Annotated in this window: 26 protein-coding genes and 3 pseudogenes; 13 read left to right on the top strand and 16 right to left on the bottom strand. The window is 65.8% G+C overall.

Features of this window, described 5'->3' with window-relative positions:
• Positions 1-23: 23 nt before the first annotated feature.
• A complete protein-coding gene (locus G6N34_RS15370; RefSeq protein ID WP_085147951.1) occupies positions 24-410 on the top strand; it encodes a DUF5997 family protein in 387 nt (128 codons plus the stop codon).
• 12 nt (positions 411-422) lie between these two features.
• Here the strand turns inward: G6N34_RS15370 and G6N34_RS15375 are convergent.
• From G6N34_RS15375 to G6N34_RS15390, 5 genes and pseudogenes are all read right to left on the bottom strand, one after another.
• Positions 423-705 (bottom strand): annotated as a pseudogene (locus G6N34_RS15375) (hypothetical protein).
• Between the two features lie 14 nt (positions 706-719).
• Positions 720-857: a hypothetical protein gene (locus G6N34_RS27610; RefSeq protein WP_179965764.1), complete on the bottom strand. Its 138-nt coding sequence runs from the start codon at positions 855-857 to the stop codon at positions 720-722.
• Positions 858-957: 100 nt separating this feature from the next.
• Positions 958-1,290: a contact-dependent growth inhibition system immunity protein gene (locus G6N34_RS15380; protein ID WP_085147957.1), complete on the bottom strand. Its 333-nt coding sequence runs from the start codon at positions 1,288-1,290 to the stop codon at positions 958-960.
• Complete coding sequence (locus G6N34_RS15385; protein ID WP_133057701.1) at positions 1,287-2,180, bottom strand: RNase A-like domain-containing protein; 894 nt, start codon at positions 2,178-2,180, stop codon at positions 1,287-1,289. Before G6N34_RS15385 ends, G6N34_RS15380 begins: the two co-directional genes overlap by 4 nt.
• A 37-nt stretch (positions 2,181-2,217) precedes the next feature.
• A complete protein-coding gene (locus G6N34_RS15390) occupies positions 2,218-2,961 on the bottom strand; it encodes a hypothetical protein (protein WP_163645407.1) in 744 nt (247 codons plus the stop codon).
• Positions 2,962-3,154: 193 nt separating this feature from the next.
• Here G6N34_RS15390 and G6N34_RS15395 point away from each other — a divergent pair.
• Positions 3,155-3,271, top strand: a pseudogene (locus tag G6N34_RS15395) (DUF5997 family protein); the annotation flags it as partial.
• Positions 3,272-3,283: 12 nt separating this feature from the next.
• Here G6N34_RS15395 and G6N34_RS15400 read toward each other — a convergent pair.
• The 3 genes and pseudogenes from G6N34_RS15400 to G6N34_RS15410 form a co-directional block, all read right to left on the bottom strand.
• Positions 3,284-3,613 (bottom strand): annotated as a pseudogene (locus tag G6N34_RS15400) (hypothetical protein).
• 117 nt (positions 3,614-3,730) lie between these two features.
• A complete protein-coding gene (locus G6N34_RS28380) occupies positions 3,731-4,591 on the bottom strand; it encodes an Imm61 family immunity protein (RefSeq protein ID WP_163645409.1) in 861 nt (286 codons plus the stop codon).
• Positions 4,588-4,869: a hypothetical protein gene (locus G6N34_RS15410; RefSeq protein WP_085147966.1), complete on the bottom strand. Its 282-nt coding sequence runs from the start codon at positions 4,867-4,869 to the stop codon at positions 4,588-4,590. The genes G6N34_RS28380 and G6N34_RS15410 overlap by 4 nt, the downstream gene beginning before the upstream one ends.
• A gap of 269 nt (positions 4,870-5,138) precedes the next feature.
• Between G6N34_RS15410 and G6N34_RS15415 the strand changes: the two genes are divergently transcribed.
• The 3 genes from G6N34_RS15415 to G6N34_RS15425 are packed head-to-tail and all read left to right on the top strand — an operon-like array spanning position 5,139 to position 7,624.
• Positions 5,139-5,327 (top strand): hypothetical protein, encoded by a 189-nt coding sequence (locus G6N34_RS15415; RefSeq protein ID WP_085147969.1) that lies wholly within the window; start codon positions 5,139-5,141, stop codon positions 5,325-5,327.
• Positions 5,328-7,298, top strand: coding sequence for an RNase A-like domain-containing protein (locus G6N34_RS15420; protein WP_085147972.1), 1,971 nt, complete (start codon positions 5,328-5,330; stop codon positions 7,296-7,298).
• Positions 7,295-7,624 carry a contact-dependent growth inhibition system immunity protein gene (locus tag G6N34_RS15425; RefSeq protein WP_085147975.1) on the top strand — a complete coding sequence of 110 codons (330 nt, stop codon included), beginning with the start codon at positions 7,295-7,297 and terminating at the stop codon, positions 7,622-7,624. Before G6N34_RS15420 ends, G6N34_RS15425 begins: the two co-directional genes overlap by 4 nt.
• Before the next feature lie 66 nt (positions 7,625-7,690).
• On the opposite strand, the gene nrdE is transcribed toward G6N34_RS15425, so the two are convergent.
• The 4 genes from nrdE to G6N34_RS15445 all read right to left on the bottom strand — a co-directional run bounded on the left by nrdE (position 7,691) and on the right by G6N34_RS15445 (position 11,633).
• Positions 7,691-9,859 (bottom strand): class 1b ribonucleoside-diphosphate reductase subunit alpha, encoded by a 2,169-nt coding sequence (gene nrdE / locus G6N34_RS15430; RefSeq protein WP_085147979.1) that lies wholly within the window; start codon positions 9,857-9,859, stop codon positions 7,691-7,693.
• The gene (gene nrdI, locus G6N34_RS15435; RefSeq protein WP_085147982.1) at positions 9,826-10,278 is read right to left on the bottom strand and encodes a class Ib ribonucleoside-diphosphate reductase assembly flavoprotein NrdI; all 453 of its coding nucleotides are present in this window, start codon (positions 10,276-10,278) and stop codon (positions 9,826-9,828) included. Before nrdI ends, nrdE begins: the two co-directional genes overlap by 34 nt.
• Positions 10,279-10,306: 28 nt before the next feature.
• A complete protein-coding gene (locus G6N34_RS15440) occupies positions 10,307-10,549 on the bottom strand; it encodes a redoxin NrdH (protein ID WP_085147985.1) in 243 nt (80 codons plus the stop codon).
• A gap of 532 nt (positions 10,550-11,081) precedes the next feature.
• Positions 11,082-11,633, bottom strand: coding sequence for an NAD(P)H-dependent oxidoreductase (locus G6N34_RS15445; RefSeq protein ID WP_085147988.1), 552 nt, complete (start codon positions 11,631-11,633; stop codon positions 11,082-11,084).
• Between the two features lie 93 nt (positions 11,634-11,726).
• Here G6N34_RS15445 and G6N34_RS15450 point away from each other — a divergent pair, with 93 nt between their 5' ends.
• From G6N34_RS15450 to G6N34_RS15470, 5 genes are all read left to right on the top strand, one after another.
• Positions 11,727-12,335, top strand: coding sequence for a TetR/AcrR family transcriptional regulator (locus G6N34_RS15450; protein ID WP_085147991.1), 609 nt, complete (start codon positions 11,727-11,729; stop codon positions 12,333-12,335).
• Complete coding sequence (locus G6N34_RS15455) at positions 12,332-13,387, top strand: DNA polymerase IV (protein ID WP_085149909.1); 1,056 nt, start codon at positions 12,332-12,334, stop codon at positions 13,385-13,387. The genes G6N34_RS15450 and G6N34_RS15455 overlap by 4 nt, the downstream gene beginning before the upstream one ends.
• 61 nt (positions 13,388-13,448) lie before the next feature.
• Positions 13,449-14,159 (top strand): sensor domain-containing protein, encoded by a 711-nt coding sequence (locus G6N34_RS15460; RefSeq protein ID WP_085147994.1) that lies wholly within the window; start codon positions 13,449-13,451, stop codon positions 14,157-14,159.
• A gap of 23 nt (positions 14,160-14,182) precedes the next feature.
• On the top strand, positions 14,183-14,947 hold the full coding sequence (locus G6N34_RS15465) for a sensor domain-containing protein (RefSeq protein WP_085147998.1): 765 nt from the start codon (positions 14,183-14,185) through the stop codon (positions 14,945-14,947).
• A gap of 10 nt (positions 14,948-14,957) precedes the next feature.
• Complete coding sequence (locus G6N34_RS15470) at positions 14,958-16,073, top strand: AAA family ATPase (protein ID WP_085148001.1); 1,116 nt, start codon at positions 14,958-14,960, stop codon at positions 16,071-16,073.
• On the opposite strand, the gene G6N34_RS15475 is transcribed toward G6N34_RS15470, so the two are convergent.
• On the bottom strand, positions 16,039-16,947 hold the full coding sequence (locus tag G6N34_RS15475) for an SDR family oxidoreductase (protein ID WP_085148004.1): 909 nt from the start codon (positions 16,945-16,947) through the stop codon (positions 16,039-16,041). The genes G6N34_RS15470 and G6N34_RS15475 overlap by 35 nt on opposite strands.
• Positions 16,948-16,961: 14 nt before the next feature.
• Positions 16,962-17,615: a TetR/AcrR family transcriptional regulator gene (locus G6N34_RS15480; protein WP_085148007.1), complete on the bottom strand. Its 654-nt coding sequence runs from the start codon at positions 17,613-17,615 to the stop codon at positions 16,962-16,964.
• A gap of 118 nt (positions 17,616-17,733) precedes the next feature.
• Here G6N34_RS15480 and G6N34_RS15485 point away from each other — a divergent pair, with 118 nt between their 5' ends.
• A complete protein-coding gene (locus G6N34_RS15485; protein ID WP_234812712.1) occupies positions 17,734-19,221 on the top strand; it encodes a cytochrome P450 in 1,488 nt (495 codons plus the stop codon).
• A gap of 6 nt (positions 19,222-19,227) precedes the next feature.
• Here G6N34_RS15485 and G6N34_RS15490 read toward each other — a convergent pair whose 3' ends face one another.
• On the bottom strand, positions 19,228-19,644 hold the full coding sequence (locus tag G6N34_RS15490; protein ID WP_085149911.1) for a 2-isopropylmalate synthase: 417 nt from the start codon (positions 19,642-19,644) through the stop codon (positions 19,228-19,230).
• A 221-nt stretch (positions 19,645-19,865) separates the two neighbouring features.
• Here G6N34_RS15490 and G6N34_RS15495 point away from each other — a divergent pair, with 221 nt between their 5' ends.
• Positions 19,866-20,243: an ArsR/SmtB family transcription factor gene (locus G6N34_RS15495; RefSeq protein ID WP_085148013.1), complete on the top strand. Its 378-nt coding sequence runs from the start codon at positions 19,866-19,868 to the stop codon at positions 20,241-20,243.
• A complete protein-coding gene (locus G6N34_RS15500; RefSeq protein ID WP_179965766.1) occupies positions 20,240-21,880 on the top strand; it encodes a SulP family inorganic anion transporter in 1,641 nt (546 codons plus the stop codon). Before G6N34_RS15495 ends, G6N34_RS15500 begins: the two co-directional genes overlap by 4 nt.
• A 2-nt stretch (positions 21,881-21,882) precedes the next feature.
• Here the strand turns inward: G6N34_RS15500 and G6N34_RS15505 are convergent, their stop codons facing one another.
• Positions 21,883-23,262, bottom strand: coding sequence for a PE-PPE domain-containing protein (locus G6N34_RS15505; protein ID WP_085148015.1), 1,380 nt, complete (start codon positions 23,260-23,262; stop codon positions 21,883-21,885).
• Between the last annotated feature and the right edge of the window lie 14 nt (positions 23,263-23,276).

Here is a 23,276-nt window from a genome sequence, read left to right on the forward strand (position 1 = left end):
CAGGCTACCGATAGGCTGGTTCCATGAGCAGGCCCAACGCGCAGTCCATGAAACCCGCCACCGCGGCGAAGAAGCTGGACGTGTACCTGCCCGCGACGCCCGCGGAGTTCCAGGCGAACGCGATCACCCGCGCCGAGCTTGAGGCCCTGCAGGCGGACCCGCCGCAGTGGCTCAAGGACCTGCGCAAGAACGGCCCGCACCCCAAGAACCTCGTCGCCGCCAAGCTGGGCATCTCGATCGCCGCGCTGGCCCGCAACGAGGTGGGCGATGCGCTCACCACCGAGGAGATCAACCAGATCCTCGAGGACAAGCCCGAGTGGCTGGCCACCGAACGCGAGAGCTACCAGGAGGTGCTGCGCGAGGAGCGACGGCTGAAGGCGCTGCGGGCCGACAAGGCGCGCGAGAGCTGAATTTCTACAGCGTCACAGGGCTTCCCCGATGTCGGGCAGCATCGCGACGTCTTCAGGCTGACCATTGCGGAACACGGCCGCCAGTTCACGCACTCGCCTCTTGGCCATTCGGTGTCGAACCGACTCAACACCTCATACTCGAACGCGAATCGCTGTGCGCGGTCACCGAAGATGTTGAGTCCGTCGTTGTCTTGAGACCAACGGGCATGGGCCGTACACCCAACTGCTGGGACAGCCTGTCAATTTCGCGCTGCAGTTCACCAGACTTATCTTGCGAGGGGCGGTCCGAACTCATCCAGAACCTTCCCTCTACCGGAGTCGCCAGCCGACGCCCCGGCCGATCTCGGCGAGGGCCTTCACCGACAGTTCAGGATGCACGGCGCCAAACCTGCCCAGGATGTCCTGAACGCCCTCGGCGAGAGTCTTTGTGCCCCATTCGACAGGCATCGACGCTGCTGAATCCTTGGTGGCCGCAACGATCGCCTCGTTCGGGGTCGCGTCCGCACTCGCGTGTTCATCGCGCTCGTGGGAGGACGCATCCGCCACCTCAACGCTCGGATGCGGTGCGCTCGTCGATCATCGCCGCGTGCGTACGTAGACGGTCTGCGATCTGGCCCAGCCACTCGGTGTAGGTCAGCGGGTCTGGAAGGTAATCGACACCCACGCTGTTGACCAGGAACTGTTCCAAGTCGGGTTCAGCGCGGGCCTGGCGTAGGTTATCGATCTCCTGGGCCAGGTTGCACAGGGCCCGAGCGACAGGTCGTGCCTTGACATAACTGTCGACCACTCCCTCCCAGTCCTCTGCTTCGAGATCCCAATCCTGGTGGAAGTAGGCACCGAGAAATTGGTCGAGGTCCCTGGAGATCGAGCCATCGTTCATGGTGTGGGGAACCCTGTAAGCACGTACCACCCGCCATTTCCGTCGCCTTTGAGCACCACTTTAACTCCGGTGCCCGGCACCGCCTCCGTATCCCCACGCACGAGCACCGATCCGCCGTTGAAAGGTGCATCGAGCCTGAGATACAAGTCGGCTCCACTCGACAGCCACTCGGCAATCTCTTGTTGATGGCGTTGGAGCACGGAGCCGACGGCTGCGGCTGCCTCATCGAGGTTGTTGAACGACGAGGCCGTTCCCAATTTGGTTGAGTCGAGGCGAGCAGAAAGATCGTCGAAGGTTCTCCCGACATGACGTTCGATGAGATGTCCGCCAGCGTTTTCGCTCGCCGTCAACAGCGCGCCAGTGTCCTCGACGCCGTATGGCACGACGTATCCGATGTCTGCAGTGCTGTGGTCAGGCACTGACGTGTTGGCGTCGGACGTTGGAGTGTCCGGGTAGGCGCGCGATGTGGATCCGCCATCCATGGCCATGGCGGGTTTGGCGACCGACGTTGTGCTGTCGAGGGTTTCATGAGTAAGGCCGCCGAGTGCGGCTCGCGCGGCAAAAGTTTCCGGCCCGAACACCACGGCGCTGCCGGCAGACTGGGTTCCATCCGCCGCCCATTCGCCGAGGTAGTAAGCAGCACTGGGTGAGTTGAGCGCACGATCGATCTCGTCCTTGACCGCCCCGACGGGATCGGAAATCGTCTCCTGCAGACCGCCCAGGAGTGCCTGCCATGATTCGAGAACACCTGGAGACTTCGAGTCGCCGGTTCCAAACAGGCTCTTGGCGAAGGCTTCATTGGCAAACCACCGATCGCGGAAGCCGTCGACGAATCCAGGCGCGGGCTGTGGGACCGGGTCGGGCTGCGGCATGGTGGGGTTGAGCGCCAAATACTCACCAAGTCGGTGTGTGTCCTGCAGGAATCGGTCAAGCGCGGGCGTCCATGGACTCAGGCGGCACTCCCTGCATTGCAAGCAGGTCCCGCGCAGCGGCGATGACTGCGAGGTCGGACTTGAGATCCTGCACCGATGGCACTCGGCTCAGCGCCGCCTGCCGTTGCTGCTCCATCGCCGCGCCCAGTCCCGGCGCCGTCGCCTCCAGCGCCTGATCCAGATTCTTAGGCACCTCCTTGGGGTCCGCCGTCGTTCCCGGCGGGAACAGTTGGTCCTGCAGCGTGGGCGAACGCTCCTCGTCCTGAGCCGGGTTCTCGGCCGCGGAGGGCCCCTCCGGCAACAACATGTCCTGCCAAGTCTTCGGCTCTTCCGCCCCCTGCTCTGCGTCACCGCCCCCGCCGCCACCGTCGGGTTCCGGTGCCGGGGAAAGGTGCGGACTCAGCGGCGCGTCCATCGGCTGCACTGTCCCCTCGGCGAAGCTGACCTCCCCCAGTGGCGCGACCGCGGCGCTGATCGTGGCCGCGACCTCAGCGTCCAGTTCCGCCACGCGGAGCGCACGGGCGCTGATCTCGGCCGACAGTGCTTGCCCCTCAGCCAGTTTCGCCGGATACTCCGCAGCCGTGACCCCGTGTCGAGTCGACACGGACAGATCGTCGTGCACCTCGAACCCGGCCGCCGCGGCCTTGCGCACCGAGTCGAGCACCTGCTGCTTGGCCGTCTCCAGATCGGCCGCACCGGCACGCGCAGCCCTCGCCGCACCATCCAGGACATCTGCCAAACCACGCACTCGATACAGGTCCGCCAGCGCGCGCCTGGGTGGCTTCGGCGGCTCGGCCGTCCCAGTCGGTGCCGCCTGGGCTCAGCGCGCCACGATGCGCGGTGGAGAAGGCACCCTCCCAGCCCTCGGCGGTCGTGGTCCAGTGGCGGGCGGCCGTCTGCAGATGGGCGGTGTCCCAATTGCGGATCTGCGACAGATCCTCGAGGACAAGCCCGAGTGGCTGGCCGCCGAACGTGAGAGCTACCAGGAGGTGCTGCGCGAGGAGCGCCGCCTGAAGGCGCTGCGGGCCGACAAGGCGCGCGAGAGCTGAATTTCTACAGCGTCACAGGGCTTCCCCGATGTGGGGCAGCAGCGCGATGTCCTCACGCTGGCCGTTGCGGAACATGGCCGCCAGTTCACGCACTCGTCGCTTGGCCCATTCGACGTCGAACCGGCTCAACACCTGATACTCGAAGGCGAATCGCTTTGCACGGTCACCGAATCGCCGTGCCGCCTCAGTCGTGACGACATCCTGGCAGTACCAGCACAACAGATCATCGAGACGTCCGACCCGATCGAATCCGAGTTGTCCGCGTTCATGGAACGCGAAGTGCTAGCCAGCGTCGTCGACGAAGATGTTGAGTCCATCGTTGGTCTTGAGACCAACGGGCACGGGCCGGACCCCCAACTGCTGGGACAGCCTGTCGATCTCGCGCTGAAGCTCATCAATCTTGTCGTTCGGGAAGCTTTCCGTAGTCATCCATAGTCCGATCGATCGATTGCATCGATGTCACCCCAGTCCCGAACTGACTTCCAGTTCAATGTCTTTGACCTGCCGGTCCATCAGATGGCTGAAGATCGTCGCCTTGACCAACGGAAGTACCACGGAGCCCGCGGGCGAATTCAGCTCATACTTGCCCGCGCTGATCTGCTTGGTCTCGACAGAGGCGGCGAATCCCTGTGCATACAGGGATGATCCCAGGTTCGGTGCATCGACAGCTGATCGAGCCAGACTTGCCCACGCCCAGATCAGGTATTTCTCCGCCAACTCGAACGTGGAGAACCGACCGACGGCGCGCCGCCACTGGTTGCGATCATCGAGTTCGTCCAGAACCCAAGAACCGTCATCGAGATGAAGGCGGTACGAGAAGTCACTCGATCGGAACACGATCTGATCCCCATCGTGGTCGTCATCGATCGACACTCCTGTGGACCCTAACAGCGTGGTCCATCTGGTCCAATTGTCTGCCAACCGCCCGTCGCGAGGCACCCGTGTGTTGCCGCCGCGGCTGCGTTTCGGTCGAGTCGTCGATTCCATCTCACCCGCGGGCAAGTCACGTCCGTCGATCATCGCCGCATGCTCACGCAATCGATCTGCGATCTGGCCCAGCCACTCGGTGTAGGTCGGTGGTTCGGGAAGGTAAAAGACGCCGACTGTGTACACCAAGAACTGTTCCAAGTCAGGTTCAGCGCGGACCTGACGCAGCGTGTCGATCTCCTCGGCCAGCATCCTCAAGAGCTCGGCAACTCGGTAATCCTTGACGTAGTCGTCGACGATTCCCTGCCAGTCGTCGGCCTCGAGATCCCAGTCCTGATGGAAGTAGGCGCCGAAGAACTGCTGGAGGTCCCAGGAGATCGAGCCGTCGTTCACGGATGCACCGCAGAGATCTGCTGCGCCGACGCGTGATCCTGCTCGGACATCACCGCCCCGACCGTACCGACCTTCGCACCCGTGGCGGACAGCCTTGCGCCCAGCAGCCCGGAGGCCGAATTCACCAACGTATTCGCCGCCGCCACCGCCGCTGACGTTGCCTGGCCAACTGCCGAAGCGTTGCCTGCGGAAGTCCCGTCGAGGACATCGCGCGCCGCGGCAGCATGCTGATTCACAGCAAGCTGCAGACCCTCGATGTTCAGGCCAATGACGTCCACGGTGAGGAGTTTATTGCTGGCCGATCCATGCGCAATTCACTTACTGTGCGGTCGATTCGCCGCGGCGTGCCGGCGCACCCGGTCTGCGATCTGGCCCAGCCACTCGGTGTAGGTCGACGACTCGCTTCCGGACCCTATTCTTGGAGGTCCCAATCCTGGTGAAAGCACGCACCGTCGCCATTGAGCACCGCCTCAACGCCGGTACCTGCCACGAGAACCCGCCATCAGGGTGAATTGCGGACCCTCGCACTGCCCCTGAGAATCTGCGCATGGACCTGATCCGGTTGACCACCGTCGGCCTGCAGCATGCCGTTACGCAGCACCTAGCAGTATCCGGTCAAGTTGCTGCCAGCCTGCCCGCAATAGGCGGCACGGTCAGCATCGTCGGCACCGGCATGAGCGAGCAGGAGCACGACTCGGCGCTGCGACTCGCCGCCGTACACCACGCCGGGATGTAGATGGCTGCGGCGGGCGGCACACCGGGCACCCCGGCTGCGTTGCCAAACCTGTCCCAGATCCGCAACTGGGACACCACACATCTAGAGCAGGCCGCTCGCGACTGGACGACCGCTGCCGAGGTCTGGGAGGACAGCTTCTCGCGCGCGCTTCGGGCTTCGCTGAATCCCGGTGGCACCGACTGGGGCGGGCAGGCTGCCGAAGCGACGAAACAGCGCACCCTGTCGGATCTCTACACGGCAAGGGGCCTGACTGATCATCTTCACCGCGCCGCATCGGTGGCACGCGGCGGCGTCTCCGAACTCGACTACGCCAAACAACAGGTACTCGACATTGTCCGCAGAGCCGAGAGCGCTGGCTTCGACGTCCACGACGATCTCTCGTTGTCGACCCGCCTCACGTTCGCCCCCGGACCGGAGATGGCCGCGAAATCAGCCGAAGGAGAAGCGCTCTCGGCTGAGATCAACGCGCGCGCCGCGCTCTTGATGACGCTGGACCTCTCGGTCGCTGGGAAGATCACCACCACTATCAGACCGCTGAGCGAGGTCAGCTTCCCGACAACACTTCCCGAAACGCCGCTGCCAAGCGACGGCACCGTGCAGATGCTGGACACCCCAATACCCGAGCCAGTCCCGGAACCTGGCCTGACGGGTAATCAAACCGAGCAGAGCACGCCTAAGACCTGGCAGGACATACTCGTACCCGCCGAGCTGGCTGACACCCCGTCCGGTGGCACACAGCTGACTCCGGAGCCCCTGCCTGCCAAGACCTCACAGGTCGAGGACGACCACCCCAGGAACCTCGATGAAGCGCAGAGCGTCGTAGCCGGCTTTCCCGCGGTCCCGCCGCCCAGCGCACTGGACAAGATCACCGATGCCCACAAGAACGCGCCGGGCAAAGGCGAGGACAAACCCAACCCAGGGTCACCGCTCGACGTACTGGCCGTCGCATCCGACCCCAAAATCGTTGATCGCCAAGCCGACCGCGTCGATGCTGCCCACCAGAGCCTCGCCGACGCGCAGACCAACGCTGACAGCCTCGCGGCCGAGTGGAGCATGAGCAGACCCGGTACAGGTCCGACCCTCGACGACCTCGACGCAGCGGGTCGGGCGGTGTTTGATGCCCGCCGTGGCCTCACCGAACAGACCGAGGGCCTCAAGGGGCTCAGCCAAGCACAGGAAGCGCTTGGTGGCCTCGGTGTGCCGATACCCTCGCTGCCGCCGAACATCGATGTGCAGGCATTCCCGCCACAGCCATCCGCATTCGCAGACGCCAGCCAGGCCCTCAGCGAAGGAAGTCACGGTTTCATCCCCGACGTCGCCAAAGACATCCACGTGTTCACCAACTGGGGTGAGAGCTCCGGAAACGAACGCACCCAAGCAGTCCTGGATGCCGCTGGACTGGTCCCCATACCCGGGTCCAAAGCCCTCACCGAGGGAATCGAACGTGGACTTGACGGCCTCGCCGGTGCAGCCCGCCACATCGACGACGCCCCCACCCCACTCAGCGACGTCCCCAGCAGCGGACACAATCCCACGAGCGGTACTCCCAGCATCGACCATCCCGCGGACGCGGGGCATCACGCGCCGAATGAGGTCGAGGATGTCGGCGCACTCTTGGCAACAAGCGAGAGCGCTGGCGGGCATCTTCTGGAACGCCATGTCAGCCAAAGCCTCGATGACCTCTCCGCCCGTTTGGAAGCAGACCCGCGACCCGGAGCCGTGTCGACATTCGCTTCAACAGAGGAGGCAACGACCGCAGTCAGCAGCGCACTTCAGCACAACCAGGCAGCAGTCGACGCATGGTCGGCGAACGGCGCTACCGACCGACTCAGACTTTCGGTACCGTTCGACGGCGGGGAGGTTCTCGTTCGCGGCTCTCGCGCGACAGTGCCCGCCACCTCTGTCGTAGTGGTTCTAGAAGGAATTGGAAATGGGCGGTGGATTGTGTTGACGGGATACCCCATACCATGACTGCCCATCGAGCGCCGTACGGCCTGGAACAGTTCTTTGGCGGCTATTTCCACCAAGATTGGCCCCTTGAGGCCGATGACTGGCAAGAAGTCGTTGACCAGTATTCAGCTTCGCCGGACCGCACATCACAACAACTCCACGCGCTCGCTGCGCAGGTAGACGAGTTGCTCCGCAGTTTCCCCGCTTCCGAACTCGCTACCGCAATCATGGACATGGGCGGCTTCTACGACCCGAGGCCGGACATGACCTACTCCGAGTGGCTGGGACACGTCGCCGAGCGACTGCGCCAGCACGCCGCCGACATCGAGAATGACAGCGCCGACTGAGCCCAGAAAGCAGAACGCAGGCCAGGAGAAGATTCTCCTGGCCTGCGACCTATGACTAGAACAGCCCTACAGCATGCAGGACACGCAGCCCTCGACTTCGGTTCCCTCCAAAGCCATCTGGCGCAGCCGGATGTAGTACAGCGTCTTGATGCCCTTGCGCCAGGCGTAGATCTGCGCCTTGTTCACCTCACGCGTGGTGGCGGTGTCCTTGAAGAACAGCGTCAACGACAGACCCTGGTCCACGTGCTGAGTGGCCGCGGCGTAGGTGTCGATGATCTTCTCGTAGCCGATCTCGTACGCGTCGTCGTAGAACTCAAGGTTGTCGTTGGTCAGATACGGCGCCGGGTAGTAAACGCGCCCGATCTTGCCTTCCTTGCGGATCTCGATCTTGCTGGCGACGGGGTGGATCGAGGACGTCGAGTGGTTGATGTAGCTGATCGAACCGGTCGGCGGAACGGCCTGCAGGTTCTGGTTGTAGATGCCGTGCTTCTGCACCGACTCCTTGAGCTGCTTCCAGTCGTCCTGGTTTGGGATCCGGATGTTCGCGTCGGTGAACAGCTTTCGGACCCGGTCGGTGGCCGGCTCCCACACCTGATCGGTGTACTTGTCGAAGAACTCCCCCGACGCGTACTTCGACTTCTCGAAGCCGCCGAACGCCTTACCGCGTTCAATCGCGATGAGGTTCGAGGCCCGCAGTGCGTGGTAGAGCACCGTGTAGAAGTAGATGTTGGTGAAGTCCACACCCTCTTCGGACCCGTAGTGGATCCGCTCGCGGGCCAGGTACCCGTGCAGGTTCATCTGCCCCAGGCCGATGGCGTGCGAGTCGTTGTTGCCCTTCTCAATGGAGGGCACCGAGGTGATGTGGGTCTGGTCCGACACCGCGGTCAGCGCCCGGATGGACACCTCGATGGTCTGCGCGAAGTCCGGCGAGTCCATGGCCTTGGCGATGTTCAGCGAGCCCAGGTTGCACGAGATGTCCTTGCCGATCTTGGAATAGGACAGATCGTCGTTGAACTCCGAGGCCGTCGAGACCTGCAGAATCTCCGAGCACAGGTTGGAGTGCGTGATCTTGCCGTCGATCGGGTTGGCTCGGTTCACCGTGTCCTCGTACATGATGTACGGGTAGCCGGATTCGAACTGCAGCTCGGCCAGCGTCTGGAAGAACTCGCGCGCCTTGATCTTGGTCTTACGGATCCGCGCGTCGTCGACCATCTCGTAGTACTTCTCGGTCACCGAGATGTCGGCGAACGGCACGCCGTAGACCTTCTCCACGTCGTACGGCGAGAACAGGTACATGTCCTCGTTCTTCTTGGCCAGCTCGAAGGTGATGTCCGGGATCACCACGCCCAGGCTCAGCGTCTTGATGCGGATCTTCTCGTCGGCGTTCTCCCGCTTGGTGTCCAGGAAGCGGTAGATGTCGGGGTGATGCGCATGCAGGTACACCGCACCGGCACCCTGGCGGGCACCGAGCTGATTGGCGTAGGAGAACGAGTCCTCGAGCAGCTTCATGATCGGGATGACACCCGAGCTCTGGTTCTCAATGTTCTTGATGGGCGCGCCGTGCTCACGAATGTTGGTGAGCAGCAGGGCGACACCGCCGCCGCGCTTGGACAGCTGCAGCGCGGAGTTGATGGAACGCCCGATGGACTCCATGTTGTCCTCGATGCGCAGCAGGAAGCACGACACCGGCTCGCCGCGCTGCTTCTTGCCCGAGTTCAGGAACGTCGGCGTGGCCGGCTGGAACCGCCCGTCGATGATCTCGTCGACCAGCTTCTCGGCCAGGTCGGTGTCACCGGAGGCCAGGGTCAGCGCCACCATGACGACGCGATCCTCGAACCGCTCCAGGTAGCGCTTCCCGTCGAAGGTCTTCAGCGTGTAGGAGGTGTAGTACTTGAACGCGCCCAGGAAGGTCGGGAACCGGAACTTCTTGGCGTACGCGCGGTCGATCAGCGACTTGACGAAGTTGCGGGAGTACTGGTCGAGCACCTCACGCTCGTAGTACTCCTTGTCCACCAGGTAGTCGAGCTTCTCATCCTGGCTGTGGAAGAACACCGTGTTCTGGTTGACGTGCTGCAGGAAGTACTCGCGGGCAGCCAGCACATCCTTGTCGAACTGGATCTTGCCGTCCGCGTCGTACAGGTTGAGCATCGCGTTGAGCGCGTGGTAGTCGGTCTCCCCCGGCAGCGCGTGCGTGGTGGCGGTTACAGGCTCTGCAGCTGTGACGGTTGGTGGCACGTCTGTTCCTTCCAGAAGTCTTTCAAGCCGGCACGGACGGCGAACACATCATCCGTCGTGCCCATGAGTTCGAACCGATAGAGAAAGGGGACACCGCACTTACGCGAGATGACCTGACCCGCGTAGCCGAATTCGGCGCCGAAGTTGGTGTTGCCCGCGGCGATCACGCCGCGGATCAACGACCGATTCTTTTCGTTGTTGAGGAACGCGATGACCTGCTTGGGGACATAGCCCCCGCGGTCTGGATCGGGACCGTTGGCGTGCCCGCCGCCGTAGGTCGGCAGGATCAGCACGTACGGGGTGTCGACCTCGATCCGCTCGTGCAGTGGGATGCGGGTGGCGGGCAGGCCGAGCTTCTCGACGAATCGGTGCGTGTTCTCCGAAACGCTGGAGAAGTAGACGAGATTGTTGCCGGCCATGCCGGGCCTCCCCTCTGCGCTCGGCGGGTCAGGCAGTCGCCGTGACCGCTCCGGCCAGCGTCTTGATCCGGTCCGGCCGGAAGCCCGACCAGTGGTCATCTCCGGCCACCACAACGGGAGCCTGCAGGTAGCCCAGCGCCATGACGTAGTCACGGGCCTCGGGATCGGTGGTGATGTCAACGACGTTGTATTCGATGCCCGCCTTGTCCAGGGCCTTGTACGTGGCGTTGCACTGCACACATGCGGGCTTGGTGTAAACGGTGACGCTCATCTTGCTCCTACGCTCCCTTATGACGCTCAGCGAAGTCATCTGCTGGCTCGACTTCGACGTTCTCGGACTTCTCAACGGACGGGACTCACTGTGGTTCAGCGCGCCGGTGGTCCCCTTGATTCCATCTGCTCCGAGCCGCCCAAATCGTGGGAATCCAGTGGACACCGGGTTGATCTGCGCGGTCCGGCTGACCTCGATGAGCTTGGGGTCTGTCGGCCTGTCAGACACTACACCTAGTGTCCGACATTGCGAAGTACTACAAGATGTTCTGAACCACATTCGTGAAATTCCCAGGTCGTAAGCCCAACACGCCCCCGCCATCGGCGTGTCGCAGATCACAACACGCCGGAGCGGAACCCGCGTCAAGTTGTCCACACCCTGTGTATCACCGGGCACCGACAGATTCGGTGCCCCGGCCCGAGGCCGCCCGGAGCCGCTCCCCCCAACAGCAAAGTCGCCGACGGGTCAAGTCAGACCCGTCGGCGACTTCTGTGATTTGGGCCCGGCTCACCGCCGGGCAGCGCTCACCTCACTAATGGGAGACGTCGGCGATCAGCTTCTCCAGCACTTCGCGCACCCTCGCCGTCACCTCGGCGCTCTCACGCGGATGCTTACCGTCGAAGACCTTCGACGACACCGAGAACTCGCTGGACTCGACCACCGCCGCGCCGGCGATACCGAACGACTTCCGGGCGTCGTCGTGCGCCCACTTTCCGCCATAGCTGCTCAGCGACGAGCCGATGACCGCCACGGGCTTGCCCTTGAGCGCCCCGGAACCGTAGGGCCGGGACAACCAGTCGATCGCGTTCTTCAGCGCTGCCGGGATGGTGCCGTTGTGCTCGGGCGTCACCACCAGGACGGCGTCGGCGTTTCCGCCCGCGGTGCGCAGCGCGACCGCGGCGGCCGGGGCGTCGGCGGTGTCGATGTCCTCGTTGTAGAGCGGCACGTCGCCCAGCCCCTCGTAGAGGCTCACCTCCACACCGCTGGGCGGATTCTCCACCGCCACCTCGGCGAGCTGCCGGTTCAGCGAGCCCGCCCGCAGGCTGCCCAGCAGCACCAACACCTTCGTCTTGTCCTCAGACATGTCCTATCCCTTCACCACTGTGGTGCCCAGAATCATCGCACCGTCGAACCGGACCACGGTCCGATTAATTTCCCCCTGAGCTAAAGTAGTGGAGTGGATGCGGCAGGCGCAGCGCGAGGGTTACCCGTCGTCGACGTCGCGCCCGCCGAACGCGGCGACGCCGCACGCAACCGGGCCCTCCTCCTCGACGCCGCCCGCCGACTCGTCACCGAACGCGGCGCAGACACCGTCACCATGGACGACATCGCCCACGCCGCGGGCGTCGGCAAGGGCACGGTGTTCCGTCGCTTCGGCAGCAGGGCGGGGCTGATGATGGTGCTGCTCGACGAGGACGAGCGCGCCAGCCAGGAGGCCTTCCTGTTCGGGCCGCCGCCCATGGGACCCGGCGCCCCTCCCCTGGACCGCCTCGTGGCGTTCGGTCGCAGCCGGATCAGGTTCGCTCACACGCACCACGAACTGCTTTCGGCGGCCAAACGCGACCCGCAGTTCCGCGCCACCCAGGTGGTCCTCGTGCAACGCCGCCATGTCGAGTTCCTGCTCGAGTCTGCGGGCACCACAGGCGATCTGGCCGCGCAGACCGACGCACTGCTGGCCCTGCTCGACGCCGACTACGTCGAACATCGACTGACCGCGGGCGGGCTCACGGTCGACGAACTCGGTGACGCCTGGGCAAGCCTGGCCACCAAGCTGTGCGGGCGGTGACCACCGGAACGCGCACCCACAGGTGGATTCTGCATGTCGACCTCGACCAGTTCCTGGCCTCGGTCGAACTGCGCCGACGGCCCGACCTGGTCGGACTGCCCGTCATCGTCGGTGGCAGCGGCGATCCGACCGCACCGCGCAAGGTGGTGACGTGCGCGTCCTATGAGGCCCGGGAGTTCGGCGTGCACGCGGGCATGCCGCTGCGGACCGCCGCCCGACGCTGCCCGGAGGCGACGTTCCTGCCGTCGGATCCCGACGCGTATGACGCGGCGTCCGGCGAGGTCATGGGCCTGCTCCGCGATCTCGGGCACGCCTGCGAGGTGTGGGGTTGGGATGAGGCCTATCTTGGTGCCGACGTCGACGACCCCGTGGCGCTCGCGGAACACCTCCGAGCGGTGATCGCCGCCGCGACCGGCCTGTCCTGCTCGGTGGGGATCAGCGACAACAAGCAGCGGGCCAAGGTGGCCACCGGATTCGCCAAACCGGCCGGCGTCTTCACCCTCACCGACGCCAACTGGATGTCCGTGATGGGAGGCCGCCCCGTCGACGCACTGTGGGGCGTTGGCCCCAAGACCGCGAAAAAGCTTGCGGGCATGGATATCACGACCGTTCGCGAATTGGCCGCCGCCGATGCCGAGACACTGACGTCGACCTTCGGCCCCAGCACCGGACTCTGGCTCCTGCTGTTGGCCAAAGGCGGTGGCGACGACACCGTCAGTTCCGAACCCTGGGTGCCGAGGTCCCGCAGTCACGTCGTGACGTTTCCGACCGACCTCACCGACCGCGACGAGATCGACGCCGCAGTCACGCAGTTGGCGCGGCGCACTCTTGATGACGTGCTCGCCGAGGGTCGGGTCGTCACCCGCGTGGCCGTCACGGTGCGCACCAGCACCTTCTACACCCGGACCAAGATCCGCAAGCTGCCCGAACCCGACACCCGCGACTCCGTCATCGTCGCGACCGCGCTGGCGGTGCTCGACCAGTTCGAACTCGACAGGCCCGTCCGCCTGCTGGGCGTGCGCCTCGAACTGCGGATGCCGTCGACCTCCTGAAACCGTCGCATCGCTACGGTTTGGTCAGATATAGTGGAGCAGACCCCGAGGAGGAATCGCCATGATCGCAACCCGTCGAGTCATCGCGGCCCTCGCGACCGGCATCGTCGCCGCGACCGCAGCGCTGGCCGGGCCCGCCACGGCCGCCCCCCAGCCACCGATACCCGCCCTGACCCACGGCACCCACCTCGAGAACGTGCTGGTCGGCGCCGGCCCACTGAGCCGGCTCATCGGGGTCGACGGCATGCACGTCGTGGGCACCTCGACCACGCTGCTCGATCGAACCCCCACCGTCGAACCGGCGCGGTGCGTCGGGGCGTTTGAACCCGGCCACCGAACCGCCTACGCCGCAGCGCAACCCGATGATGTCGTGAGAGCGATCGTCGCCGACGGCAAGCCGGGCCGGGCCGTGCACTCCGTCAACCAGACTGTCGTGCGCGTCGCCGATCGCCGGGCGGCCCGTGACCTGGTGTCCGCGGCCACCGCGGACTGGGCGCGCTGCAGTGAGCAGGCCGTCACCAGCACGCCGCGCCCCGGCAGGCTCGACGAGTGGCAGCTGCACCCCGTCCACCTCCGCGCGGACGGAACCATCCTGGTGCAGTTGCAGACCAGTGCGCGGGCCACCTGCGAGCGCGCCATGACCGCGACTGAAGCGCAGGAGGGCGCCATCATTGTCGATGTGATGTCCTGCGACAAGAGTGGCGAAGATCCAGCCGGCCAAGCCGAGCGCATCGCCATGACCATCGTCGACAATGTAGGTCGGGCCCACTGACCAGTGCCGAGAGGAGCGCGCCGATGAGCAGGCGAAGTCGCGCAGTGGTGGTCTCAGTCGCCGTGCTCAGCGCGGTGATCGTGTTGGCTGTCAGCGCCGTACTGCTGATCCCGCAGGAGGACTCCTCCGGAAGCGCCGCGGCCACTCAGACACCGCCGACCACCACACCCACGGACATGCCGTCCACACCGGTTCCCCTCGAAGCGCTGACGGGCCTGCTGCTGTCGCCGGCCGAGGCCGGGGCCGTGGTGGGGACCAAGGACATGACCGGCAACCCCGACTACGGCGACAAGGTCTACGAGGCGATGGCCGACAAGGCGCTCGTCGACGAGTCATGCATGTCCCTGTCTCCTGGTCTTGAGATCCCCTACCGCGCAAGTGGGTTCACTGGGTCTCGGCAACAATTCCTCAAGGGCACCGATCCCGACCGCAAGCTCGTGCAGACCGTGGTGTCCTTTCCCGACACCCGTTCCGCTGCAGCGCATTTCACCGTCATCACCAACAGGTGGAAGGCCTGCGCCAATCGCAGCATCAACCTGGCGCCCGTCGGCGGCGACCCGAACCATTGGAACGTCGCCGACGTCGTGGTGCTCGGCGCGGGAGATGACGCGATCCTGACCGCCTCACGCACCGAGGAGGGCGGGGCCGGATGGGGTTGTCGAGACGGTCTCGCGGCCCGCAACAACATCGTCATCGACTTCGCAGTGTGCGGTGAGGACGTTCCGGAGTCAGTGCTGCCCGCATTCGTCGAGGCGGTCACCGGCAAGATCAAGATGGCCGCGCGATAACGTCGATCCCATGCTGTCCACTGTCGCAGTGCACGGATACCGCTCGCTGCGCGACATCGTGCTGCCACTCAGTCGACTGACCGTGGTGACGGGCGCCAACGGCACCGGCAAGTCCTCGGTGTACCGGGCCCTTCGCCTGCTGGCCGACTGCGGCCGGGGCGAGGTGATCGGCGCACTGGCCCGCGAGGGTGGCCTGCAGTCCGCCCTGTGGGCAGGCACCGGCACCAAGAAACGCACCGTCGAGTTGAAACTGGGTTATTCCGCAGACGATTTCGGCTACCTGGTGGACCTCGGACTGCCGCAGATGGCCGGCATCAACTCGTTGTTCGGCCGGGACCCTGAGATCAAGCGCGAGGTGGTCTTCGCCGGACCGGTGCTGCGGTCGAGTTCGACACTGGTGCGCCGGGCCGGGCCGCTGGCCCAGGCGTGCGACGAGTCGGGTCGCGGGTTCATCGACCTGACCCGCGGCCTGCCGACCCACCGCAGCGTGCTGGCCGAGTTCGCCCACCCGGGTGAACTGCCGGAACTGGCGGCAGTACGCGATCGACTGCGGGCCTGGCGGTTCTACGACGGGTTTCGCGTCGACGCCGACGCGCCCGCGCGGCGTGCGCACGTCGGGACTCGGACCCCGGTGCTGGCCGAGGACGGCCACAATCTGGCGGCGGCCATTCAGACCATCATCGAGGCCGGCTTTGAGGACCTGCAGCGCGCCGTGGCCGACGCGTTCGACGGCGCGTCGGTCGCCACGGCGGTCAGTGACGGCCTCTTCGACGTCGAACTGCGCGCACCCGGTGTCCTCCGGCCGCTGCGCGGCGCCGAATTATCGGACGGCACACTGCGTTTCCTGCTGTGGGCGGCCGCGCTGCTGAGCCCGCAGCCCCCGTCACTGATGGTGCTCAACGAGCCGGAGACCTCGCTTCATCCCGACCTGGTGCGCCCGCTGTCGACACTGATCCGCGCGGCGGCCGAGGTCACGCAGGTCTGCGTCGTCACCCACTCCGCCGCGCTGCTGGGTCACCTCGGCGCCGACGCCACCCACATCGAACTGACCAAGGACGCGGGTGCGACTCAGATGGTCGGGCAGGGCCTGCTCAATGCTCCTTCGTGGCACTGGGGTTCGCGCTGAGGGGCGCACCGCTCTGCGGTGCCGGGCGCAGCGCCCGGGTGAACAGCACGTTCACCCGCCGCATGGCCACGCTGTAGGGCAGCCAGGCCAACCGTTTGAAGGCGTAGAACGCTCGGATGTCCGAGGACGTGTAGATCAGGAAGCGGTTCTTCTCGATGCCGGCCAAGATCTTGTCGGCGGCCCGTTCGGGCGACACCGCATGCCCGCTGAAGCGGCGCACCCACCGGTCGACCTTGGGGTGGTCGCGGTCGACGCCGGCGATCTCGACGGTCCTGACCAGCGGGGTCTTCACGGCCCCAGGCACCACCACCGACACCCCGATGCGGTGCCTGGCCAGATCGAATCTCAGCACCTCCGACATGCCGCGCAGGCCGTACTTGCTGGCGCTGTAGGCCGCGTGCCAGGGCAGCGCGACCAGGCCGGCCGCCGACGACACGTTGACCACATGACCGCCGTTCCCGGCGGCCATCATCGGCGGCACGAACGTCTCGATGACGTGGATCGGGCCCATGAGGTTGATGTCGATCATCGACCGCCACTGCCGGTGCGTGAGTTGGTCGACGGTCCCCCACGCCGAAACGCCTGCGATGTTGAGGATCACGTCCATGGCCGGATGCCGGGTATGGATGTCGGCGGCGAAAATGGCCACCGCGTCGTAGTCGGAGATGTCGAGGGCGCGATGCTCGGGAACCTGTGCGCCCAACGCGCACGCGTCGGCGACGGTCTGCTCCAACCCCGCCGCGTCGCGGTCGGTCAGATACAGTTCGGCGCCCTGGGCCGCCAACCGCAGTGCGGTCGCACGGCCTATCCCGCTGGCCGCCCCCGTGACGAAACACCGTCGGCCCGCGAAGCTGTTCCCCATGCCTTGGAACATACCGGCGGCCTCACTCAGTTTTTGGGACCGCCGCCCCATAGGCAGGTCAGCCACAACTGCTCGAGCACCTCGACGCCGCGTTCGACGCCGTTCTCGGGGGCCAGGAACCTGTTGTCGCGAGAGAGCGTCATGACCGTGGTGGCACCCAGGGTTCTGATAAGCGCCGGGATGTCGTCGCTGATGGGATGTGCGGTGCCTGCCGCGATTTCGTTGCGGACCACCTCGACGATCTGATCGACGACACCGGAGAACTGGTCGTCCTGCACCTTGCGGATCTCGGCGTCACTGCTTCTGGCCGTGTTGCACGCCACCATGATCGGATCGTTGCGGGCGAAGACCTCTGCGGCACTGCGGACCATGCGCTTGGCGAAGGCCGCGGGCGATTCGTCGGCGCCGCGGGGCGCGAAATACTCGGTGAGCTCCTCGAGTTCCCGCGCGGCCTCGGCCAGGATCTGAGCCAGCACGGCGTACTTGGTGTCGAAGTAGAAGTAGAAGCCGGACCGCGCCACGCCGGCCCGGTCGCTGATGGCGCTGACCGAGAGATCGGCGAAGGACTTCTCCTGAAGCAGGTCACGCACCGCGTTGACGATCGCCTGCCTCTGCCGGTCGCCGCGCCGACGGGGTTCCCCGTCCCCGGAATCAAGCGTCTGCTCAGCCCTCACGCTCATACCTTGCACCACACCGCTGCAGGAATGAAACTTGACACGCGTCAACAGTACCGGTGAAATGAACCTCACGTGGCATACGCCACACCCCGACACCCGTTTGCGGCAAAGGAGCGTCCAGGTGGCCCCAGCGACGATCAGCACTCCCCGTTACCTTCTCGACCAGGCGAAGCGCAAGCTGACACCCACCCCGAACACCATCCCGGGGATGGGCGCGGTCGACAAGCGCCTTCAAGAGAAGGAGTGGGATCAGTTCGTCTTCGCCGAGCCACCCGCCGGCAGCGACCTCAAGCCGATCATGGGCGACTCCGGCGTGCCGATCATCGGCCACATGATCGAGATCTTCCGTCGCGGCCCGGACTACATCCTGGAGCGCTACCGCAGGGAGGGCCCGGTCTACTACGCCGAGTCCCCCGCATTGTCCTCGGTGCTCGCCCTGGGACCGGACGCCACGCAAGCCGTGTTCTCCAACCGCAACAAGGACTACTCGCAGCGCGCCTGGGATCCCGTCATCGGGCCGTTCTTCGAGGGTGGCCTGATGCTGCTCGACTTCGAGGAGCACATGTTCCACCGGCGGATCATGCAGGAGGCGTTCACGCGCACCCGACTGGCCGGGTACGTGCCGCACGTCGACTCGGTGGCCACGAAGGTCCTGGCCAACGACTGGGTGGCCAACGACCCGAGGTTCCTGTTCTTCCCCTCGATCAAGGAACTCACCCTCGACATCGCCTCCGAGGTGTTCATGGGCCACCCGGCCGGCACCGACAAGGAACTCGTCACCACGGTCAACCACGCGTTCACCACCACCACGCGGGCCGGCAACGCGATCGTGCGCAAGCCGGTGCCGCCACTGAAGTGGTGGCGTGGGATCCAGGCCCGCAAGACCCTCGAGAACTACTTCTTGAGCCGGATCGACGAGAAGCGGCGTTCGGAGAGCACCGACATGTTCAGCGTGCTGTGCCATTCCGCCGATGAGGACGGTCAGACCTTCACCGACGCCCAGATCGTCAGTCACATGATCTTCCTCATGATGGCCGCCCACGACACCTCCACGTCGACGATGACGACCATGGCCTACCACCTGGCCGCGAACCCGGAGTGGCAGGACCGCCTGCGCGAAGAGTCCGAGCGCATCGGCGACGGACCGCTCGACATCGATTCGCTCGACAAGCTCGAGAACTACGACCTGGTGATCAACGAGTCGCTGCGGATGATGACGCCGCTGCCGTTCAACTTCCGCCAGGCCATCCGCGACACCGACCTGCTCGGCTACTTCATCCCGGCCGGCACCAACGTCGTGACCTGGCCGTCGATCAACCACCGGCTGCCCGAGCTGTGGACGGATCCGGAGAAGTTCGACCCGGAGCGGTTCGCCGAGCCGCGCAGCGAGCACAAGAAGCACCGCTACGCGTTCGCGCCGTTCGGCGGCGGCGCGCACAAGTGCATCGGCATGGTGTTCGGTCAGCTGGAGATCAAGACCGTCATGCACCGACTGCTGCGCCAGTACCGCCTCGAACTGCCGCGCCCCGGCTACCAGCCGCGGTACGACTACGGCGGCATGCCCGTGCCGATCGACGGTATGCCGATCGTGCTGCGCCCGCTGCGCTGATCCTCGTCAGACACCCAGTCGGTTCGCACAGGCGATGATCGCCGTGAGAGCCGACTGGGTGGAGTCGACCGACCAGCCGAGCGCCCACTCCTCGGCCGCCCCGTTACCACCACGGATGAACGTCGCGGTGTTCTCTCCCGCGTGCAGTTGGTGGAATTCGAGCGTCTCGAACGCGACACCCTGCTCGTAGAGCATGGCCGTCAGCGCGCCGATGGGCCCGACGGCCGACGCCGTCGCGGTGCACACACGGTCACCGATGGCGAGGGTGGCCTTGAACTCGCCGGCGGCGGCGCGCTCCCAGCCGCCCAGCTGCACTGGGCCTGAGCAGGTCGCGAAGGTGTTGAGGACGGCGTCCCAGGACATTCCGGCGGTCTGCTCGCGCAGGCCGCGTGGGAGGGGTGCGTCAAAGAGGTTCGAGATCATGTCGGTCGGTCTTCTCTGGTCGAACGGAGGGTGACCGACAGGCAGCAGCTTGTGACCCACAGCGGGGGGTCGGTCCGGATCAGACCCCGCTGCGGGCAGCTACTACCAGAAGACGCCTGCGCACGATCGCCGAGCCTAGTCCCGTCCGGAACGACCGCGCAACGTGATTTGTGTACAGTGGATTGCGGTTTTGTTCAATCCATAAATTGTTAGGCCGCACCATGCCCGCACGTTTCCTCGAAGACGGTGAACACCCGCTCTACGAGATCAAGGCGAACCTGTTCAAGGCGCTCGCCCACCCCGCCCGAATCCGCATCCTGGAGATCCTGTCCACCGACCCCGAACCGACGGGGGTGCGCGACATCCTCAACGCCACGGGCCTGGAGCCCACGCTGCTGTCCCAACACCTGGCGGTGCTCAAGCGGCATCAGGTCGTCACGGCCGAGCGGGTGGGCAACGCGGTCTTTTATCGGCTCGCGCACCCGCAGGTCTCCGAACTGCTGCGCATCGCGCGGATCTTCCTCACCGACACGCTGGCCGCCCGCAAGGAGCAGCTCAACGCCGTTCGGTCGCTGCCCGCGATCGGCCCCACCCCGTGATCGCGACGCTGGGCGCACGCGCCGCAAGGCTGCTGCCCCATCGATCCGACTACGCCGAGGCGCCCCGGTCGTGGCGCCGCGACGTCCTGGCCGGAGTCACCGTGGGTGTGGTGGCGCTGCCGCTCGCCCTGGCGTTCGGCATCAGCTCTGGGGTCGGCGCCGCCGCGGGCCTGATCACGGCCGTGGTCGCGGGCATTGTGGCCGCCGTGTTCGGCGGATCGCACGTTCAGGTGTCGGGTCCGACCGGGGCGATGGCCGTGGTGCTCGCGCCCGTCGTCGCGCACTACGGCCTGGGCAGTGTCGCCCTGGTGACGGTGCTGGCAGGGCTGATTGTGGTGGCAGCCGGGGTGACCGGGCTCGGCCGAGCCGTGACGTTCATACCGTGGCCGGTGATCGAGGGGTTCACCGTCGGTATCGCCGCCATCATCTTCCTCCAGCAGGTCCCAGCCGCGCTGGGCCAGACGGCGGCGCCGGGCCAGACGCCGCTCAAGGCGGCCTGGCAGGTCGTGACCTCGCTCGACTGGACCGTCGCCAAGACGGCGCTGATGGTGGTGGCGACGGTCGTGGTCCTGATGGTCGCGCTCCCGAAGATCCACCGCGCCATCCCGGAATCACTGACCGCGGTCGTGGTGGCCACGGTCCTCGTGGTGAGCGTCGGCATTCCGGCGGCACGGATCGGCGAACTGCCCGCGCACCTTCCGGCCCCCGTACTTCCGCACGCCGACCTGAACGCGCTTCGCACGCTTCTGGGTGCCGCGCTGGCGATCGCCGCGCTGGCGGCCATCGAGTCACTGCTGTCGGCGCGGGTCGCGGCGACCATGTCGCCGTCGGGGCCCTATGACCCGGATCGGGAACTCGTCGGCCAGGGGCTGGCTTCAGTGGCCTCCGGCATCTTCGGAGGCATGCCCGCAACCGGGGCGATCGCCCGCACCGCGGTCAACGTCCGCTCCGGCGCGCGTACGCGCCTCGCCGCGGTCGTGCACTCGGCGCTGCTGCTCGGGGTGGTCTACCTCGGCACCGATGCGGTGTCCGCAATCCCCCTGGCCGCGCTGGCGGCGGTCCTGATGGTCACCTCGCTGCGGATGGTCTCAGCAGGGACCGTGCTGACGATTCTGCGCTCGACCCGATCGGATGCGCTGACGTTCGCCCTGACCGCGATCGTCACCATCTGCTTCGACCTGATCGACGCCGTGGCGATAGGGCTCTTGGCCGCAGCGTTTTTCGCCCTCCGCAGCGTGGCTCGGCGTAGCAGCGTGCAGCACGAACCCCTGCCTGGCCCGCCGCAACCGTATGACGACAGGATCGTCCTTCTGCGCCTCGACGGGGCCATGTTCTTCGGTGCGGCCGAACGGATTTCGTCGCTCATCGCCGACGCCGAACACCCTGACGTCCGTGTGGTGATCATCAGGATGTCGAACCTGGGAATGCTCGACGCGACGGGAGCCCACACGCTGGCGCTCATCGCCGAGGAGTTGGAGGCGCGCGGCGTCACCGTGATCATCAAGGGCGTGCAGGCCGAGCACTTGGACCTGCTCACCAATGTCGGTGTCATCGATGCCCTACGGCACGAGAACCACCTGATCGACTCCCTTGACGAGGCCGTGGCCCACGCGCGCCAACACGCCTCGGCCGGTTGACGTCAGGCCGCGGCGTCAGCGGTGCTCGGCGAGTTCTGCGACTCGCGTCCCGACTCGGTCGTGGTCTGTGTCTGCGCCCGTGACTTGACCTTGAATCTGGCTCCCGCCCGCTGGAATCCGTCCCGCACCCTGTCGACGGCAGCCTTCAGATTCTGGGTCGCCCGAACGGCCGACCCTCGCCGGGCGGGCCGCTCTGCGCTGAACTCCGCGCGTTTGACTGATGACGGCCACAGCACTTTCGAGCTCCGCTTGGCTTCCAGAGACGTCTGCGCGAGCGGCGCGGAAGCGACGGATGTGCCGGCCGATTCGTCGGACAACGTTCGCGCGGCGGGGGTACGCCCGACCAGGATCTTGACGCCCTTCTTCAGCGCGGCAACCAACTTCGGCAGCGCCTTGAGGAGCAGCTCCGGCCGCGGAAGCAGCTTGGCCGACGTCGCCTGCCACACCGGGGTCTCACGGTCATAGCCGAGCTCGACGATCTCGGTCAGCAGCGGTTCAATCGCATCGAGCAGGCGCGCCGGCACGCCTGCGTCGTAGAACGGCTGCAGCAGCGGCAGATGCCTTGGGGCGATGGTGATGTAGTCGGTGAGCTCGCCCTCCTTGGCGCCGGTCCACTTCGGATCGGACACCACCAGGTCGGTGTTGTTGGGGTCAGCCTCGTAGTAGTAACTGTGCAGATAGAAGAACCCGAGGGCCGCGTTGGCGAGCGCCACCAGGTTCAGCGGATACGTCGGGAAGTCCGAGACCAGGTCGTACTTCCAGCTGATGTCGGTGAGCTGGTAGCCGGTTTCGGTGTTGGCGCCGTCTGTGGTGACGCCCAGGATCGGGATGTGCAGACCGGGAAAGCGCGCGAACAGGCCACCGTTGGGGCGATTTGGGCTGCCGAGGGCCAGAAACCGGACCTGGTCGGGACTGGGCACATCCTCGCCGGCCATCGCCTGGGCGTGCAGTTGGCGCAGGTACCGAACCACCACGCTGGCACTCGACGAGTACCCGACCACCACGACGTCGTCGTCGGGCGCGGTGTCGTTGAGCTCCGCGCGCAGCGTGGCGTCCAGACTGCGCACACCATCCGCCTGTTGGACGTCGAACGGTGAATCCGGCCGCCACACCTGAGCGTTCCAGCTGATGACGCCGTAGGTGTCCAACTCGCAGTCGGGGCGCGCATCGCACAGCCCGTAGTTCACACTCGCCGGGTCGAAGTAACCGTTGAGTTCCGCGAGCATGTTGTCGCCGTCGGGACGGCCGTTGCCGCCCATCGCCAGCACCCGCTGCGCCAGAAGATCCACGGGCGAGGACGGCACGGGCATCACCTGCGCCACCGTCACTGCCGTCGCGATCGCCAGGCACGCCGCAGGTGCCACCCACACCGAGAACTTCACGAAGACCCCTCCCG

The organism is Mycolicibacterium confluentis, assembly GCF_010729895.1.
Lineage (GTDB): Bacteria > Actinomycetota > Actinomycetes > Mycobacteriales > Mycobacteriaceae > Mycobacterium > Mycobacterium confluentis.